The following is a 15,046-nucleotide window of genomic DNA, read 5'->3' on the forward strand; positions in this document are numbered from 1 at the left end:
AAAGCGTCATTACCATTTGTAGCCCATGTTCACGCTGTAGTCAGGATCCTGATTGGTGGAGTAGGGATCGGACTGGCGAAGGCGATCGGTTTTTTTCACCGGGCCATGAAGCCTCGAATACGATTTGTCGCGTGGGCGGCTGCAGCTGGGATGGTCGCATTCAAGATTGGCACTGAAGCCGGTTTCATCTTTTGATTCTGACCAAACCATTGGTGCCTTGGCGGTTTTTGCCGCGGGCCCAGGTGTCGCCTTGGGGGCGGGGGCGGCTTTAATGCTGGGCTCCGGCGCCTTGTAGGATAGGTCCAGCGCCAGGGTTGGGGCGCTCAACAACAGCGTGGTGCAGCAGAATGCCGCCAGTGTATGCTTTCTAAGCATGGTTAATCTCTCTTTATAGTTACGCAGCGCAACTATAAAATACTCAGACGAGAATTACTATCATTTGTAACCAACGAGGGCCATTTCACCAGTTTGTAACCACAGATTGACGAAAGAACATCCCCCTGTTACCGCATGATAATCCGCTGCCAAAATAATGCTGATTGTGATAACTCTCTAGAAATAAGCTAAAATTACGCCGATGGTGTTATTGGGTGGCGTTTAAAACCGCTAATAGCAGTGATAAACTGGAGCTCTGTCAACTTTTGCTGACAGATCGCTTCTTCCTTCCGGGGGGAGAGGTTATCATCATCACCAGACATCCCCGCACCTGCAGAGATAAGGCCAATACTGATGCGTTTGGAAGTATTTTGCGAAGACCGTCTCGGTCTCACTCGAGAATTACTCGATCTTTTGGTATCGCGCGGTATCGACCTGCGCGGCATCGAAATAGATCCTATCGGCCGTATTTACCTCAATTTTTCCCAACTGGATTTTGATACCTTCCGCGCACTGATGGCGGAGATCCGGCGCATCAGCGGTGTGACCGATGTGCGCACCGTTAACTTTATGCCTTCTGAACGTGAACACCGTGCGTTACGTGCGTTGCTGGAGTCAATGCCGGAACCGGTGTTTTCCATCGATATGAAAGGCAAGGTAGAGCTGACTAACCCGGCGGCTCAGACGCTGTTCAACTTCAGCGAAGACAAGATCCGCAATCAAACGGCGAGCCAGCTGATTGGCGGCTATAACTTCAGCCGCTGGCTGGAGAGTGAAGATACGAAGCCACATTCCGAGCGGGTGGTGATCCGCAGCCAGGATTTCCTGATGGATATCACCCCGATCTATCTGGAAGATGAGCAACAGCAGAATGCTCCCGTGGGCGCCGTGGTCATGCTCAAATCCACCGCCCGCATGGGCCGCCAGCTGCAGAACCTGTCGGTGAATGACGATACCGAGTTTGACCATATTGTCGCCGTCAGCCCGAAGATGCGCCACGTGCTGGAGCAGGCGCGCAAACTGGCCATGCTGGATGCCCCATTGCTGATTGTGGGCGATACCGGTACGGGGAAAGATATTCTGGCACGGGCCTGCCACCTGCGTAGCCCACGTGGAAAACAACCGTTCCTGGCGCTGAACTGTGCCGCCTTGCCGGACGATGTGGTGGAGAGCGAACTGTTTGGCCATGCGCCGGGCGCTTATCCGAATGCGTTGGAAGGCAAGAAGGGCTTCTTTGAGCAGGCCAACGGTGGTTCGGTGCTGCTCGATGAGATTGGCGAAATGTCGCCACGCATGCAAACCAAACTGCTGCGTTTCCTCAACGACGGTACTTTCCGACGAGTAGGGGAAGAGCATGAGGTGCATGTGGATGTCCGGGTGATCTGCGCCACGCAGAAAAATCTCACCGAACTCGTGCAGCGCGGTGAATTCCGTGAAGATCTCTATTACCGCTTGAACGTGCTGACCATCACCATCCCGCCGCTGCGCGAACGCCCGCAGGATATCATGCCGCTCACCGAGCTGTTTGTGGCGCGCTTTGCTGATGAACAAGGGGTCGCCAGGCCGAAACTGGCCAACGATCTCAGTAGCTTCCTTTGCAAGTACGGCTGGCCGGGCAACGTGCGACAGCTGAAGAACGCTATCTATCGTGCCTTGACCCAAACGGACGGCTACGAACTCCGCCCGCAAGACATCATTCTGCCGGATTTTGAGGTGGAGATAGCACTAGGGGATGAAGTGATGGAAGGCTCGCTGGATGATATCAGCAAGCGTTTTGAACGCTCGGTGCTGACTCGTCTGTATCGCACTTATCCCAGCACCCGCAAACTGGCCAAGCGCTTGGGCGTCTCGCATACGGCAATTGCCAATAAGCTGCGGGAGTACGGGCTGAGCAATCGCAAGCTGACCGACGACAGCGAAGAATAGCGCTACTTTATTTCAGGTATAAAAAAGCCCGGCTTAAAAACCGGGCTTTTTGGTATTTACAGGCTTATTTCAGCGCGGCAAGCGCGGCATCATAGTCTGGCTCGGTGGTAATTTCGTTTACCAGCTCGCTATACAGCACGTTGTCCTGGCCATCCAGCACCACCACGGCGCGTGCGGTCAGACCGGCCAACGGGCCTTCGGCAATCTCTACACCATACGCCTGCTTGAAATCACCGCCGCGCAGGGTAGACAGGGTTACCACGTTGTTCAGGCCTTCAGCACCACAGAAGCGTGACTGGGCGAACGGCAGGTCGGAAGAGATACACAGGACCACGGTGTTATCCAGGCCACTCGCCAACTGGTTGAATTTACGCACCGATGCGGCACAGACGCCGGTATCAATGCTTGGGAAGATGTTCAGGACTTTGCGTTTACCCACGAAGCTGCTCAGGGCAACGTCTGACAGGTCTTTGGCAACCAGGGTAAAGCTTTTTGCCTGCTCGCCCTGCTGTGGCAGTTTGCCTGCTACAGTGACAGGGTTGCCTTGAAAATGTACGGTCTGAGTCATTGCTCGGTTCCTTTCAACGATGTTTATACAAAGATGTGAAGCCGATTAACAACGGGTTCACAATCTCGAAGCAGTTTAAGGCAACAATCGCACCTTGGATAGATAAAGTTTATAAACTGCAGGTATAGTGGACTGACTTTATGTGCTTTTTTCGCTCGGGAGCCGTTATGAGAAGCATGCGTTTTTACCCTGAAGCCTGGCCATTGCACACCGCCTTTGTGATCGCACGCGGTAGCCGGACCGAAGCCAAAGTCGTGGTGGTAGAGATTGAACAGCAGGGGATGCGCGGTGTCGGTGAATGCACCCCTTATCCGCGCTATGGTGAGAGCGAAACCTCAGTGATGGAGCAGTTGGCCGAAGTGTCCGCGGCCATCGCACAAGGGGTGACCCGGCAGGAGTTGCAACGCCTGATGCCCGCAGGGGCGGCTCGTAACGCGGTCGATTCGGCATTATGGGATATGGAATGCCGCCTTGCTGGTAAAGATTTGTGGCAATTGAGCGGAGTTACCGCGCCGGAGCGAGTAGTGATGGCGCAAACGCTCAGCATCGGCTCGCCGGAAGCGATGGCGTTTGCCGCTAAAGAGCTGGAACAACAGGGCGCGACGCTGCTGAAAATCAAGCTCGACGATCACCTGATCAGCGAAAGGCTGGTGGCGATCCGCACGGCGGTGCCGCAGATGACGTTGATCGTCGATGCCAATGAATCCTGGCAGGCGGAAGGCTTGGCATCACGTTGCCAACTGCTGGCGGATTTAGGCGTGGCGATGCTGGAGCAACCCTTACCGGCCAGCGACGACAGCGCCCTGGAAAACTTCATCCATCCATTACCGATTTGCGCCGACGAGAGCTGCCACACCAGCGGCGATCTGCCTCGGTTGGCGGGGCGTTATCAGATGGTCAATATCAAGCTGGATAAAACCGGTGGGCTGACCGAGGGATTACAGCTTGCCGCACAGGCGCGCGCGCAGGGCTTCGAGATCATGCTCGGCTGTATGCTCTGCACCTCAAGAGCCATTACTGCGGCGTTGCCGTTGGTGCCTGGTGCCCGTTTTGTGGATCTCGATGGCCCAACCTGGCTGGCAAAAGACGTAGTGCCAGGTTTGGCCTTTGAGTGCGGTGCTATTGAGCTCTCACGCTAGTCAGCGTAGGTCAGCAACTCGACCATGGCGGCAAGGTAGTTTTCACTAGCGGCGTCGGCTGAGATAGGCGGGAACTCGGCGGTGATGCAGGACAAGGACAAGTCTGCACACCAGCTGCCGAATGAACCCGGCGTTTCATAGCCGACGCTGGTCACCAGCGGCAGGGCAAACTTATGCGCCAGCCAAACGCCCAGCGCGGAGCTATCCGGATCTTCTATACAGGCCAATGGCTCATGGAAGGACACCACCCAGCGTGGCTTCAGGCGATGGATCAAATGACACAATCCCTGGGTTTCCGGTTCGGAACCAGGCCTGCCACCGGTGGAGAGCCGCACGTCACGAGCCTCCGCCGCACTGTTCCAACGGTAGACCGTATCGCCAGAGCGCCAGTTGGCCGCGGGGAAATTGCGGTTCAGATCGACGCCGTTGGCATTGGAGCGCAACCCAAGCTGGCAACCATCCGGATTGACCGCCAGGATCACATGGTGGCGCAGTTGGGCGGGGGTGATACTGCGTAATGCGCAGGATAACGTCACCACTGCGGCAGTTTCGTCCCCGTGGGTGCCTGCAATCACCAACCCGGTATCCGGGCCACATTTGGCTGCCGGGAAATACAGCAGCGGGGCGCCTAACATCGATTTACCGTAACTTTCACCTGCAACTGCCAGTTGGCCACGTTCACTGCGCGGTCTATGTTGGGTCATGGGGTTTCCCTTAAGCCAAAGTCAGAAAGAAATGCGATGTTATTGAGTGTATTACGCTTTCGCTCATCTTTCCCAGTCTGTTAAGCGAATAAAGTGATGTCTATTGTTATACTATCGGCAGAGTGCTAACGATAAAGAGGATTTAACATGCCAGTTGCCAGAATAGTCGCGCGTTACAGCGAAAACGAAAAAGACACCATCACCCTACTGTGCGGCGTGGATGCAGAAAACCAGATCCGTCAGGGTGAATGGTTTGGCGTAGTGAAAAATGACGATGGGCGTGGTGACGAGTCCAACTATCCGTTCACCTTGCACGTGGATCATCAGAAAGGGGAGTTCTTCCTGGACTATGGTTTTGACGACGCCGAATCACGCCAGCTGCAAAAAACCGATATCCATCTCAACCCGCTGGTAGAGAAAGGCTATTTCACCATCTTCGATGAAGAAGAAGGGGAAGAGTTCAGCTATAAGATCGCCAGTATTCATCTTTACGACTGATCCTGCCTAAGCAATCAGCCCGCATTGCCGATAATGGCTGCGGGCTTTTTTTTGGATCAAACATCCACTTTTTACATTCTTGTTACGTCAGGCTATAGGTGGCGGGCATCTTTGTGCTATATGATAAAAAATTCATGGGGTTAACTGGGGCATATCTAACATGACGAGAAGAAAAATTCTGGCGAGTTTTCGTTTAACGCTTTGCGCTGTCACCATTAGCGCGGGTATTAGTGGCGCTATGGCAGCTCAGGTTCCCCCAGGTACCGCTCTGGCGGAAAAACAGGAGATCGTGCGGCACATTAAAGATGAGCCAGCGTCGCTCGATCCGATTAAAGCCGTGGGCCTGCCAGAAGCGCAGGTGGCACGCGATCTGTTTGAAGGGCTGGTGAATCAGGACGCGCATGGCAAAGTGATCCCCGGTGTCGCCACGCGCTGGCAGACCTCGGATAACCAGACCTATATCTTCACGCTGCGCAAAGATGCCCGCTGGTCCAACGGTGACCCTGTCACGGCGAAAGACTTCGTTTATAGCTGGCAACGGCTGGTCGATCCGAAAAGCCTGTCGCCGTTTGCCTGGTTTGCTCAGCTAGCCGGGATCCAGAATGCCGAAGAGATTATCGCCGGTAAGCTGCCCATCGATAAGCTTGGCGTGGTGGCGGTGGATGACCATACGCTAAAAGTGCAGTTGAACAAGCCTGTGCCTTATTTTGTCAGTCTGACGGCGAACTTCAGCCTGTTCCCGGTACCCAAAGCCGTGGTTGAGCAATATGGCAACGATTGGACCAAAGTGGGTAATCTGGTAGGCAACGGTGCATTCAAACTGCAAGAGCGAGTGGTTAACGAGAAACTGGTATTGGTGCCGAACAACCATTATTGGGATCATGAACACACCGTGTTGACCAAGGTGACCTTTGTACCGATCAACCAGGAATCTAACGCCACCAAGCGTTATCAGGCTGGTGATATCGATATTACCGAATCCTTCCCGAAAAACATGTACCAGAAGCTGTTGAAGGATATCCCAGACCAGGTTTACACGCCGGATCAACTCGGCACTTATTACTACGCGTTCAATACCCAACGTGCGCCAACCAATGACGTACGGGTACGCAAAGCCTTGTCTTACGCTATCGATCGCAAGATCATTGCCGAAAAAGTGCTGGGTACCGGTGAGAAACCGGCCTACCACTTCACCCCGGATGTCACTGCGGGCTTTAAGCCGGAAACCAGCCTGCTGCAGCAACAGTCCCAGGAAGAGTTGAACGAGCAAGCCAAGGCGCTGATGCAGGCAGCGGGTTATGGCCCTAACCATCCCCTGAAATTGACCCTGCTGTATAACACCTCAGAGAGCCACCAAAAGATTGCCATTGCCGTGGCGTCAATGTGGAAGCAAACCTTGGGCGTAGACGTTAAACTGCAAAATCAGGAGTGGAAAACCTATATCGACAGCCGTAACACCGGCAATTTCGACGTGGTTCGCGCCTCCTGGGTGGGGGATTACAACGAGGCCTCGACCTTCCTGTCGCTGCTGACCTCTTCACACAGCGGGAATATCGCCAAATTTAACAGCCCGCAATACGACCGCCTGTTGGCCGACGCCAGTCGCGAGACTGACCCAACGGCGTTAACCGCGGATTATAACAAAGCCGAGCAGATGATTGCGGCGGAGGCCCCGATCGCCCCGATCTATCAATATACCAACGGGCGTCTGATCAAGCCTTGGGTTAAAGGTTATCCAATCACTAACCCAGAAGATGTCGCCTACAGCCAGGAAATGTATATTCTGAAACATTGATGTTCAGAGTCCTGACGCCTGCCCAAGCCCTCGCCAACGCGGGGGCTTTTTACTTTAAGATCCCGTTATGGCGTTGCCACTTTGATCCCTAAGGCAATAACGCTAGACTCTGTATCAACGGCAAAATAATGAGGGTTTTGAATGGATGTCATTGAGGGGCGCGAACTGCAGGTGCCCGACGCGGTCTATGCCTATCAACTCGACGGCAAGGGTGGCACTACGCCAATTGAGGATGACGATAAGATCACCAGCGAGGAGCCATGCTGGCTGCATCTGGACTATGCCCATCCGGCCAGCGCCGAGTGGCTTGCCAACACGCCGCTGCTGCCAGATCTGGTGAGACAAGCGCTGGCGGGGGAAAGCACCCGGCCACGCGTCACCCGGTTGGGCGACGGAACGCTGATCACGCTGCGAGGCATCAATTTCAATACGGACTCACGGCCCGATCAATTGGTGACGTTTCGCGTCTATATCAACGATAAAATGATTATTTCCACCCGCCATCGCAAGGTCTACTCGATCGATGAGGTGGTCAATGAATTGCACAATGGCCAGGGGCCGATTAATAGCGGTAACTGGCTGGTAGAAATCGCTGATGCGCTCACCGACCACACCAGTGAATTCATAGAGGATCTGCACGACAAGATCATCGATCTGGAGGATGCACTGTTGGAGCAGCAAACCCCGGAACGTGGGCAGTTGGCGCTGATCCGCAAACAGTTGATTGTATTACGCCGCTACATGGCTCCGCAGCGTGATGTGTTTTCGCGTTTAGCAAGTGACCGCCTGCCGTGGATGAATGACGATGAGCGCCGCCGCATGCAGGACATTGCCGATCGCCTGGGGCGCGGATTAGACGACCTGGACGGCAGCATTGCCCGTACGGCGATCTTGTCCGATGAGATCACTACCGTGATGGCCGATGCCATGAACCGCCGTACTTACACCATGTCGCTGATGGCGATGGTATTTCTACCCACTACCTTCCTGACCGGGCTGTTCGGGGTCAACCTGGGGGGTATCCCGGGCAGCGGTAGCCCGCTGGCGTTTGCCTCTTTCTGCTTTATGTTAGTGGCATTGGTCGGGGGCGTTGCCTGGTGGCTGAGGCGTAGCCGCTGGTTGTAACGACAAATAGTGGTGAAAACGCGAGTAAAGTTGAGCAGTATCAACATTTGCTTACGCGAACTACGGCATTCTTACTCTCGCAGGTGAATGCAACGTCAAGCGATGGGCGTTGCGCTCCATAATTGTTTTACTTTCTTATTTTTAGAATTATTGCATAGCACATTTAATTCAATACGATGCCGGTTTAATCACCGGCATTTTTTTATGCTTTTTTCGCCTTCGGCGAATCCTTCTTGCATTCAACCGATAAAGTGAAGGTTTGTATTCACGTTCGGACTAAGTCGCTTCACCGAATAGTGCTTACAGGCGGGGATCGTGCAGAACGCCGACACGCCGTGAACCCGTCCCTGGGGGCTCGTATCGCGCGTCCATGCGCTCAACGGTCGGCTAACCTGCAAGATCCCCACCTGCTTCCGGCTTCTGCACAGCTGCGTTAAGCCGCGCTTTCGTCCCAGAAACTGGCCTCTATCTTGTGGCCATCCAGATCGCGGACGAAACAGCCGTAATAGGCGGCACCGTAATGTGGCCGTGAGCCCGGTGCACCGTCTCCTTGTGCCCCAGCGGCGACCGCCTGCTGATAAAATTCATCAACCTGCTGCTTGCTGGTGGCGAAGAAACCAATATGCACGCCGTTCGCGGTGCCTGCGGGTTTGCCGTCTATCGGCAGTTGCAACCAAAATTCAGGATAGTCACGGCCATAGCCGATAGCGCCAGGGTGTTCCAGCACGCGTCGGCATCCTAACGCACCGAGAACCTGGTCGTAAAACTGCGCGGCGGCATCGAAATTGTTGGTTCCCAGCGAGACGTGGGAAAGGCAGGGGGTGATATTCATCGTTGGTCTCCTTTGACTGTATAAATAAACAGTATAAGGTAAAAACCGCACTGTCAGGCATTTTATGCGTGAATTGTGAACAGGATCTAACATTAAGCGGGGAAAAAACCTCCGCCTGCGGGCACAGGCGGAGAGAGGGACTATTTGATTTCCAGCACGTTCAGGCGTTCAAACGCGGGCGAGCCGTTGTCATCCGAGTCTTCCGGCTGCCAACCCACCGGTTGCAGTGGAATATCTTCACGGTCAAACGCCAAATCACCGCCATCGACCACTTCGCTGCCGTGGTGAATACCTTTGAAATCAAACAGTTCGGTATCGCACAGGTGAGAAGGCACCACGTTCTGCATGGCGCTGAACATGGTTTCGATGCGGCCTGGGTAGCGTTTGTCCCAATCGCGCAGCATATCGCCAATCACCTGGCGTTGCAGGTTTGGCTGTGAACCACACAGGTTGCACGGGATAATCGGGAATTCTTTCGCTACCGAGAAACGCTCGATGTCTTTCTCGCGGCAATAGGCCAGCGGGCGGATCACCACGTGTTGACCATCGTCGCTCATCAACTTGGGTGGCATTCCTTTCAGCTTGCCGCCGTAGAACATGTTGAGGAACAGCGTTTGCAGGATGTCGTCACGGTGGTGGCCAAGGGCAATCTTGGTGGCACCCAGCTCGGTGGCGGTACGGTAAAGGATACCGCGGCGCAGGCGTGAACACAGGGAGCAGGTGGTTTTGCCTTCCGGGATCTTATCCTTCACGATGCTGTAGGTGTTCTCTTCAACGATCTTATATTCCACCCCCAGACTTTCCAGATAGGCTGGCAGGATGTGCTCGGGGAAGCCGGGCTGTTTCTGATCGAGATTCACCGCGACCAGTGAGAAATTCACCGGAGCGCTTTTTTGCAGATTGCGCAGGATCTCCAGCATGGTGTAGCTGTCTTTCCCGCCGGACAGGCAAACCATGATGCGATCGCCTTCCTCAATCATGTTGTAGGCGGCGATAGCTTCACCCACGTTGCGGCGCAGGCGTTTTTGCAGTTTGTTGAGGTTGTACTGCTCTTTATGGCTAATTGTTTGATTTTCTGACATTTAAATCGTGCTCGTTCTCAAATTGGGTGCGTATTGGCGGTATGACACTTTTAGCGGGCAATTTTAGCATTCTCTGGGTGGATTTGATCAGGATTCATTTCGTTCATCCATGCGCCATAGGTTTCAAAGGCCATTTGCTCATTAGTATGGCCCATGTGGTTTGCAATAAAAAATGGGATCACGCTGGCAGTTAATCGCCAATATGCATAGGTTTGCCGAGTGCGATTAGGCGTTATTCAGCGAGAGGTCATGATGGTATGATTTTGCTGAGATTTTTTATCTGATACAATGCACTTGACTATTATTTACTGTAGGAAATGGATGAAATGGGAAAGGTGTTGTTTCTTGTGATTGCTTCACTGTTTTTGACTGGCTGTATGGCTACACCGTCGCCTACACAGTTGAGTAGTGCTAACTATGGAGAGTTACCGGCCTCTTATAAAGAAGATATTCAAAATAATATTAGCGCAGAATTGAAAGATCCATTTTCAGCAAGTTATAAATTTGGCGCCCCCAAAAAGGCATACCTTCAGGGTGGTTTGGTTGAAAACTTCAAAATGTACTATGGGTGGGTAGTTCCAGTATCGGTGAATGCGAAAAACAGCTATGGAGCATACACTGGGTTTAAAACCAGACAGTATATGTTCATCGATGGAGTAATGGTAGATGCCACTCTTAAGTTTAGCTCTGGTTATGCTAGCGCGTTGTAAATAAAAGGGCGCGTTCCCGCGCCCTCAACATACCTACTCCGAAGCTGCCTTCTCCGACTTCCCAGCCAGCAGGCTAAGGAAATCATATTTCTCTTTCAGCTCTTTTTCTGCTGCTTCATACAACGCGGCGGCAATCTCAGGCTGCTGCGTGTTGAGGCGGCGGAAACGCTGTTCCTTGTTCAAGGTTGCCGTCAGCTCACTGTTCGGTGGCCGGGAGTCCAGCGCCAACGCGGCTTTGCCTTCCGCAGTACGACGCGGATCGAAGCGATACAGCGGCCAGAAGCCGGTCGCGGTGAGCTGCCGCATCTGGTCGTGGCTCAGTGCCAGATCGTAACCGTGCTCCTCGCAAGGGCTGTAGGCGATGATCAGGGAAGGGCCAGGGTAGGCTTCTGCCTCCTGAATCGCTTTCACCGTCTGGTTAAGCTGCGCACCCAACGAGATCTGCGCAACATACACATGGCCGTACATCATCATGCTGACGCCAAGATCCTTACGGGCCTTGCGCTTGCCGTGCTCACCAAACTTGGTTACGGCCCCCAGCGGAGTGGCCTTGGATTGTTGCCCGCCGGTATTGGAGTAGCACTGCGTATCCAGCACCAGCACGTTGACGTTTTCCGTCAGGCTTAGCACATGATCCAGACCGCCGAAGCCGATATCGTAGGCCCAGCCGTCACCGCCGATCAGCCAGATAGACTTATCCACCAGATAGTCGGCATCGGTAGCCAACTGCCGAGCGTCATTACCTGCCACGTTAGCCAGCAGGCTGCGTAATTCGGCAATCTGCTGGCGACGTGGGCCAGTGGCGATTTCGTCTGCCTGCAATGAGGCCACCAACTGGGCAGGTAATTGCGGTGCCAACGTGTCGAGCAGGCGCAATACGCGGCGGCGGTGCTGATCTACCGTCAGGCGGAAGCCCAGACCAAATTCGGCATTATCCTCAAACAGCGAGTTTGCCCAGGCTGGGCCACGGCCGTCGGCGTTGGTGGTGTAAGGCGTGGTGGGCAGGTTACCGCCATAGATAGAAGAACAGCCAGTGGCGTTGGCAATCAGCAACCGGTCGCCATACAGCTGGGTCAGCAGCTTGATATACGGCGTTTCGCCACAGCCGGAACAGGCACCCGAATATTCAAACAGCGGAGAGATCAGCTGCGAGGTGCGGATATCGATACGTTCCAACTGCGAGGCGTCGATCTCTGGCAGTTGTAGGAAGAAGTCATAATGAGCCTTTTCCTCTGCCAGATGATCGAGGCGGGATGCCATATTGATCGCCTTGATTTCCGGGTTCTGGCGATCTTTCGCCGGGCAAACCTCTACGCACAGGTTACAGCCGGTGCAATCTTCAGGGGCGACCTGCAATACGTATTTCTGGCCGCGCATATCACGGGATTTTACATCCAGCGATTGCAGCGTGGCAGGGGCATACTCCAAAGCTTGCGGTGGAACCACTTTGGCACGAATGGCAGAATGCGGGCAGGCGGCGACGCAGTGGTTACACTGGGTACACAGGTCCGGCTGCCAGATCGGCACTTCTTCGGCGATATTACGTTTTTCCCACTGCGTGGTGCCTACAGGCCAGGTGCCGTCCGGTGGGAATGCAGAAACCGGCAGGGTATCACCCAGCCCGGCTAGCATCACGGCGGTAACGGTTTTGACAAAATACGGTGCGGCGTCGGAAACCACCGGTGGACGTATCGGGCTGTTGCTGTCGAGTGGGCGCAGCGGGATTTCCGTCAGCTCACTCAGCGTTGCCCCCAAGGCCTGCCAGTTACGTTCGACCACCTCTTGGCCCTTGTTGCTGTAGCTACGGGCGATCGCTCCCTGTAGCTCCTGCAACGCCACCTCACCCGGCAGGATCTTTGTCAGATGGAAGAAGGCCATCTGCATAACGGTATTGATACGGGCACCCAGATGACATTCGCGCGCCAGCTTGGCCGCATTGATGATGTAAAGCTTTGCCTGGCGCTGATGCAGTATCGCCTGGACCTCCTGCGGTAGGCGCGACCAGACTTCATCTGCGCTATAAGGGGTATTAAGCAGGAAAATGCCGCCAGGTTTTAGCCGCTCCACCATTTGATACTTGTCGATAAACTGCCACTGGTGGCAACCGACAAAGTCGGCGCGGTCGATAAGGTACGCCGAATTGATCGGCTTATCGCTAACCCGCAGGTGTGACACGGTCAGGCCGCCGGCCTTTTTCGAGTCGTAGACAAAGTAGCCTTGAGCAAACATCGGCGTGCTGTTGCCGATAATTTTGATATTGTTCTTGGTGGCAGAAACCGAGCCATCGCTGCCCAAACCATAGAACAGCGCCTCCAACGAGGCCCGCTGAGGGAGCGTTTCTTCGTGGAGCGGTAGTGACAGGCCGGTAATATCGTCGAAAATACCCACGGTAAAACGGGGGCGGGGCTTATCCAGCATCAGTTCGCGGAAGATGGCTAACGCGCAGTCTGGGCCAAACTCCTTGGAAGACAGCCCATAGCGCCCGCCAATCACCATCGGCATGCTGGCACGTTCACCACGGCTAAAGGCTTCTGCCAGCGCGGTCATCACATCCAGATATAAAGGCTCGGCCAGAGCACCCGGCTCTTTGGTGCGGTCAAGCACCGCAATTTTTTGTGCGCTTTCCGGCAGTACGGCGAGCAGATGTTTGGCGGAGAAAGGACGGTAAAGCCGGACTTTAACAACGCCCACTTTTTCACCGCGCGTCAGCAGGTGGTCGATCGCTTCTTCACAGGTGCCGATGGCGGACCCCATCAGGATCACCACGCGTTCGGCCTGCGGGTGGCCGTAATACTCAAACGGCTGATAGCTGCGGCCGGTGATGGCAGCAAACTTGTCCATCGCCTGTTGCACATGCTGGTAGGTATTGTCGTACCACGGATTGGTCGCTTCCCGCGATTGGAAGTAGGTGTCCGGGTTGGCTGACGTGCCGCGTATGACGGGATGATCCGGTGAGAGAGCCCGGCTGCGGTGGGCGTCGATGGCGTCCTGCGGCATCATCTGCTGTAGCGTTTCGTCGCTCAGCGGGGCGATCTTGTTGATTTCATGCGAGGTGCGGAAACCATCGAAGAAATGGATGAACGGCAGGCGGCTATTTAGCGTGGCCGTCTGGGCGATCAACGCGAAATCCTGCGCTTCTTGCACGTTGCTGGCGCACAGCATGGCGCAACCGGTCTGGCGTACGGCCATCACGTCGGAGTGATCGCCAAAGATGGATAATGCATGAGTGGCGACGGTGCGAGCGGCAACGTGTAGGACAAATGGCGTCAGCTCCCCGGCCAGCTTATACAGCGAAGGGATCATCAACAGCAATCCCTGGGACGAGGTGAAGGAGGTGGAAAGTGCGCCGGTTTGCAACGCACCGTGCACGGTAGCAATGGCTCCGCCTTCGGACTGCATTTCCACCACGTTGGGGACGTCGCCCCAAATGTTTTTCCTGCCGTCACTGGACCAGGCAGCGGTTTGTTCCGCCATGGTCGAACTCGGGGTGATCGGGTAAATGGCAATCACTTCACTGGTGCGGTAAGCCACGGAAGCGACAGCGTTATTACCATCTGTAGTAATCATCTGCAGTACCTTTCTATGCTCACAAAGCTGCAAAAGTCAGCTTCTTATAATCATCAGTAAAGTCTAACAGAGGGGGTTATTTGTGCTTTATCGCATTTGTGTGGCGCACAAAATCTGGATGTAAGGTGATATTTCGTTAAAAAATAATTACTATTTGCAGCGTAATGGTAAAGCGTTGCCGCGATGTAACGCTAATTTAATCTCCGCGTCCTAATATTGATGTAACGCGAAACAGAAAGAAGAAGTTGAAAATGACCGCATTTATCTATTTAGCCATGGCGATTATCGCCGAAGTGATCGCCACCACCTTGCTGAAAGCCTCCGAAGGTTTTACCCGCTTGTGGCCCTCGGTGTTTGTAGTGTTGGGCTACGCGGTAGCATTTTGGGGGCTTTCGATGGTGGTAAAAACCATGCCGCTGGGGATTGTCTATGCCATCTGGTCCGGGTTGGGGATCGTGCTGGTGTCGATTGCCGCGGTGTTTTTTTACCAGCAGAAGCTGGATTTGCCTGCGGTGGTTGGTATGGGGCTGATTATTGCCGGGGTGTTGGTGATTAATCTGCTGTCCAAGTCGGCAGGGCACTGATCGGGAGCGAAATGCTTTCAGGTCAAAAAAAAGCCAAATTAATGGCTAATCATATTTCTATTATTAAGCTAACAAGCTAGATTACTAAAGTTGTCTTTCCGGTTGCCGCTTGATGAGCAGGCGGCAACTTGAAGCTCAACG

The 15,046-nt window shown here is 54.2% G+C and carries 13 protein-coding genes; 7 read left to right on the forward strand and 6 right to left on the reverse strand.

Features of this window, described 5'->3' with window-relative positions; all coding sequences use genetic code 11:
- Positions 1-9: 9 nt before the first annotated feature.
- Positions 10-375 (reverse strand): hypothetical protein, encoded by a 366-nt coding sequence (locus tag ACX9GU_RS13025; protein ID WP_473195021.1) that lies wholly within the window; start codon positions 373-375, stop codon positions 10-12.
- 354 nt (positions 376-729) lie between these two features.
- Here ACX9GU_RS13025 and tyrR point away from each other — a divergent pair, with 354 nt between their 5' ends.
- Positions 730-2,301 carry a transcriptional regulator TyrR gene (tyrR, locus tag ACX9GU_RS13030; RefSeq protein ID WP_024486019.1) on the forward strand — a complete coding sequence of 524 codons (1,572 nt, stop codon included), beginning with the start codon at positions 730-732 and terminating at the stop codon, positions 2,299-2,301.
- Between the two features lie 64 nt (positions 2,302-2,365).
- Here tyrR and tpx read toward each other — a convergent pair whose 3' ends face one another.
- Positions 2,366-2,869, reverse strand: a complete 504-nt coding sequence (tpx, locus tag ACX9GU_RS13035) for a thiol peroxidase (protein ID WP_021182242.1) — start codon at positions 2,867-2,869, stop codon at positions 2,366-2,368.
- A gap of 167 nt (positions 2,870-3,036) precedes the next feature.
- Here tpx and ycjG point away from each other — a divergent pair, with 167 nt between their 5' ends.
- Positions 3,037-4,008, forward strand: a complete 972-nt coding sequence (ycjG, locus tag ACX9GU_RS13040; RefSeq protein WP_473195022.1) for an L-Ala-D/L-Glu epimerase — start codon at positions 3,037-3,039, stop codon at positions 4,006-4,008.
- Here the strand turns inward: ycjG and mpaA are convergent.
- Positions 4,005-4,712 (reverse strand): murein tripeptide amidase MpaA, encoded by a 708-nt coding sequence (gene mpaA, locus ACX9GU_RS13045; protein ID WP_473195023.1) that lies wholly within the window; start codon positions 4,710-4,712, stop codon positions 4,005-4,007. The two genes, ycjG and mpaA, sit on opposite strands and share 4 nt — an antisense overlap.
- A gap of 147 nt (positions 4,713-4,859) precedes the next feature.
- Here mpaA and ACX9GU_RS13050 point away from each other — a divergent pair, with 147 nt between their 5' ends.
- The 3 genes from ACX9GU_RS13050 (at position 4,860) to zntB (ending at position 8,130) form a co-directional block, all read left to right on the forward strand.
- Entirely contained in the window at positions 4,860-5,210 is a 351-nt protein-coding gene (locus ACX9GU_RS13050; RefSeq protein ID WP_021182239.1) for a hypothetical protein, read from the forward strand.
- A 160-nt stretch (positions 5,211-5,370) separates the two neighbouring features.
- Entirely contained in the window at positions 5,371-7,005 is a 1,635-nt protein-coding gene (locus ACX9GU_RS13055) for a peptide ABC transporter substrate-binding protein (protein WP_473195024.1), read from the forward strand.
- 141 nt (positions 7,006-7,146) lie between these two features.
- Positions 7,147-8,130 (forward strand): zinc transporter ZntB, encoded by a 984-nt coding sequence (gene zntB, locus ACX9GU_RS13060; protein WP_473195025.1) that lies wholly within the window; start codon positions 7,147-7,149, stop codon positions 8,128-8,130.
- Between the two features lie 433 nt (positions 8,131-8,563).
- Here the strand turns inward: zntB and ACX9GU_RS13065 are convergent, their stop codons facing one another.
- Positions 8,564-8,962 carry a VOC family protein gene (locus ACX9GU_RS13065; RefSeq protein ID WP_411751637.1) on the reverse strand — a complete coding sequence of 133 codons (399 nt, stop codon included), beginning with the start codon at positions 8,960-8,962 and terminating at the stop codon, positions 8,564-8,566.
- 140 nt (positions 8,963-9,102) lie between these two features.
- A complete protein-coding gene (gene ttcA / locus ACX9GU_RS13070; RefSeq protein WP_473195026.1) occupies positions 9,103-10,044 on the reverse strand; it encodes a tRNA 2-thiocytidine(32) synthetase TtcA in 942 nt (313 codons plus the stop codon).
- Positions 10,045-10,370: 326 nt separating this feature from the next.
- On the opposite strand from ttcA, the gene ACX9GU_RS13075 reads away from it, so the two are divergent.
- Positions 10,371-10,754, forward strand: a complete 384-nt coding sequence (locus tag ACX9GU_RS13075) for a hypothetical protein (RefSeq protein ID WP_059200916.1) — start codon at positions 10,371-10,373, stop codon at positions 10,752-10,754.
- A gap of 33 nt (positions 10,755-10,787) precedes the next feature.
- On the opposite strand, the gene nifJ is transcribed toward ACX9GU_RS13075, so the two are convergent.
- Positions 10,788-14,321 carry a pyruvate:ferredoxin (flavodoxin) oxidoreductase gene (gene nifJ / locus ACX9GU_RS13080; RefSeq protein WP_473195027.1) on the reverse strand — a complete coding sequence of 1,178 codons (3,534 nt, stop codon included), beginning with the start codon at positions 14,319-14,321 and terminating at the stop codon, positions 10,788-10,790.
- A 251-nt stretch (positions 14,322-14,572) separates the two neighbouring features.
- Here nifJ and ACX9GU_RS13085 point away from each other — a divergent pair, with 251 nt between their 5' ends.
- Positions 14,573-14,905: an SMR family transporter gene (locus ACX9GU_RS13085; RefSeq protein ID WP_024531198.1), complete on the forward strand. Its 333-nt coding sequence runs from the start codon at positions 14,573-14,575 to the stop codon at positions 14,903-14,905.
- Positions 14,906-15,046: the final 141 nt, after the last annotated feature.

It is taken from the genome of Serratia sp. K1WW1 (assembly GCF_055790865.1).

Excerpts from the sequence above, each read along its gene's own strand:
- ACX9GU_RS13025 (WP_473195021.1), bottom strand. The coding sequence starts at position 375 with ATGCTTAGAAAGCATACACTGGCGGCATTCTGCTGCACCACGCTGTTG.
- tyrR (WP_024486019.1), top strand. The coding sequence starts at position 730 with ATGCGTTTGGAAGTATTTTGCGAAGACCGTCTCGGTCTCACTCGAGAA.
- tpx (WP_021182242.1), bottom strand. The coding sequence starts at position 2,869 with ATGACTCAGACCGTACATTTTCAAGGCAACCCTGTCACTGTAGCAGGC.
- ycjG (WP_473195022.1), top strand. The coding sequence starts at position 3,037 with ATGAGAAGCATGCGTTTTTACCCTGAAGCCTGGCCATTGCACACCGCC.
- mpaA (WP_473195023.1), bottom strand. The coding sequence starts at position 4,712 with ATGACCCAACATAGACCGCGCAGTGAACGTGGCCAACTGGCAGTTGCA.
- ACX9GU_RS13050 (WP_021182239.1), top strand. The coding sequence starts at position 4,860 with ATGCCAGTTGCCAGAATAGTCGCGCGTTACAGCGAAAACGAAAAAGAC.
- ACX9GU_RS13055 (WP_473195024.1), top strand. The coding sequence starts at position 5,371 with ATGACGAGAAGAAAAATTCTGGCGAGTTTTCGTTTAACGCTTTGCGCT.
- zntB (WP_473195025.1), top strand. The coding sequence starts at position 7,147 with ATGGATGTCATTGAGGGGCGCGAACTGCAGGTGCCCGACGCGGTCTAT.
- ACX9GU_RS13065 (WP_411751637.1), bottom strand. The coding sequence starts at position 8,962 with ATGAATATCACCCCCTGCCTTTCCCACGTCTCGCTGGGAACCAACAAT.
- ttcA (WP_473195026.1), bottom strand. The coding sequence starts at position 10,044 with ATGTCAGAAAATCAAACAATTAGCCATAAAGAGCAGTACAACCTCAAC.
- ACX9GU_RS13075 (WP_059200916.1), top strand. The coding sequence starts at position 10,371 with ATGGGAAAGGTGTTGTTTCTTGTGATTGCTTCACTGTTTTTGACTGGC.
- nifJ (WP_473195027.1), bottom strand. The coding sequence starts at position 14,321 with ATGATTACTACAGATGGTAATAACGCTGTCGCTTCCGTGGCTTACCGC.
- ACX9GU_RS13085 (WP_024531198.1), top strand. The coding sequence starts at position 14,573 with ATGACCGCATTTATCTATTTAGCCATGGCGATTATCGCCGAAGTGATC.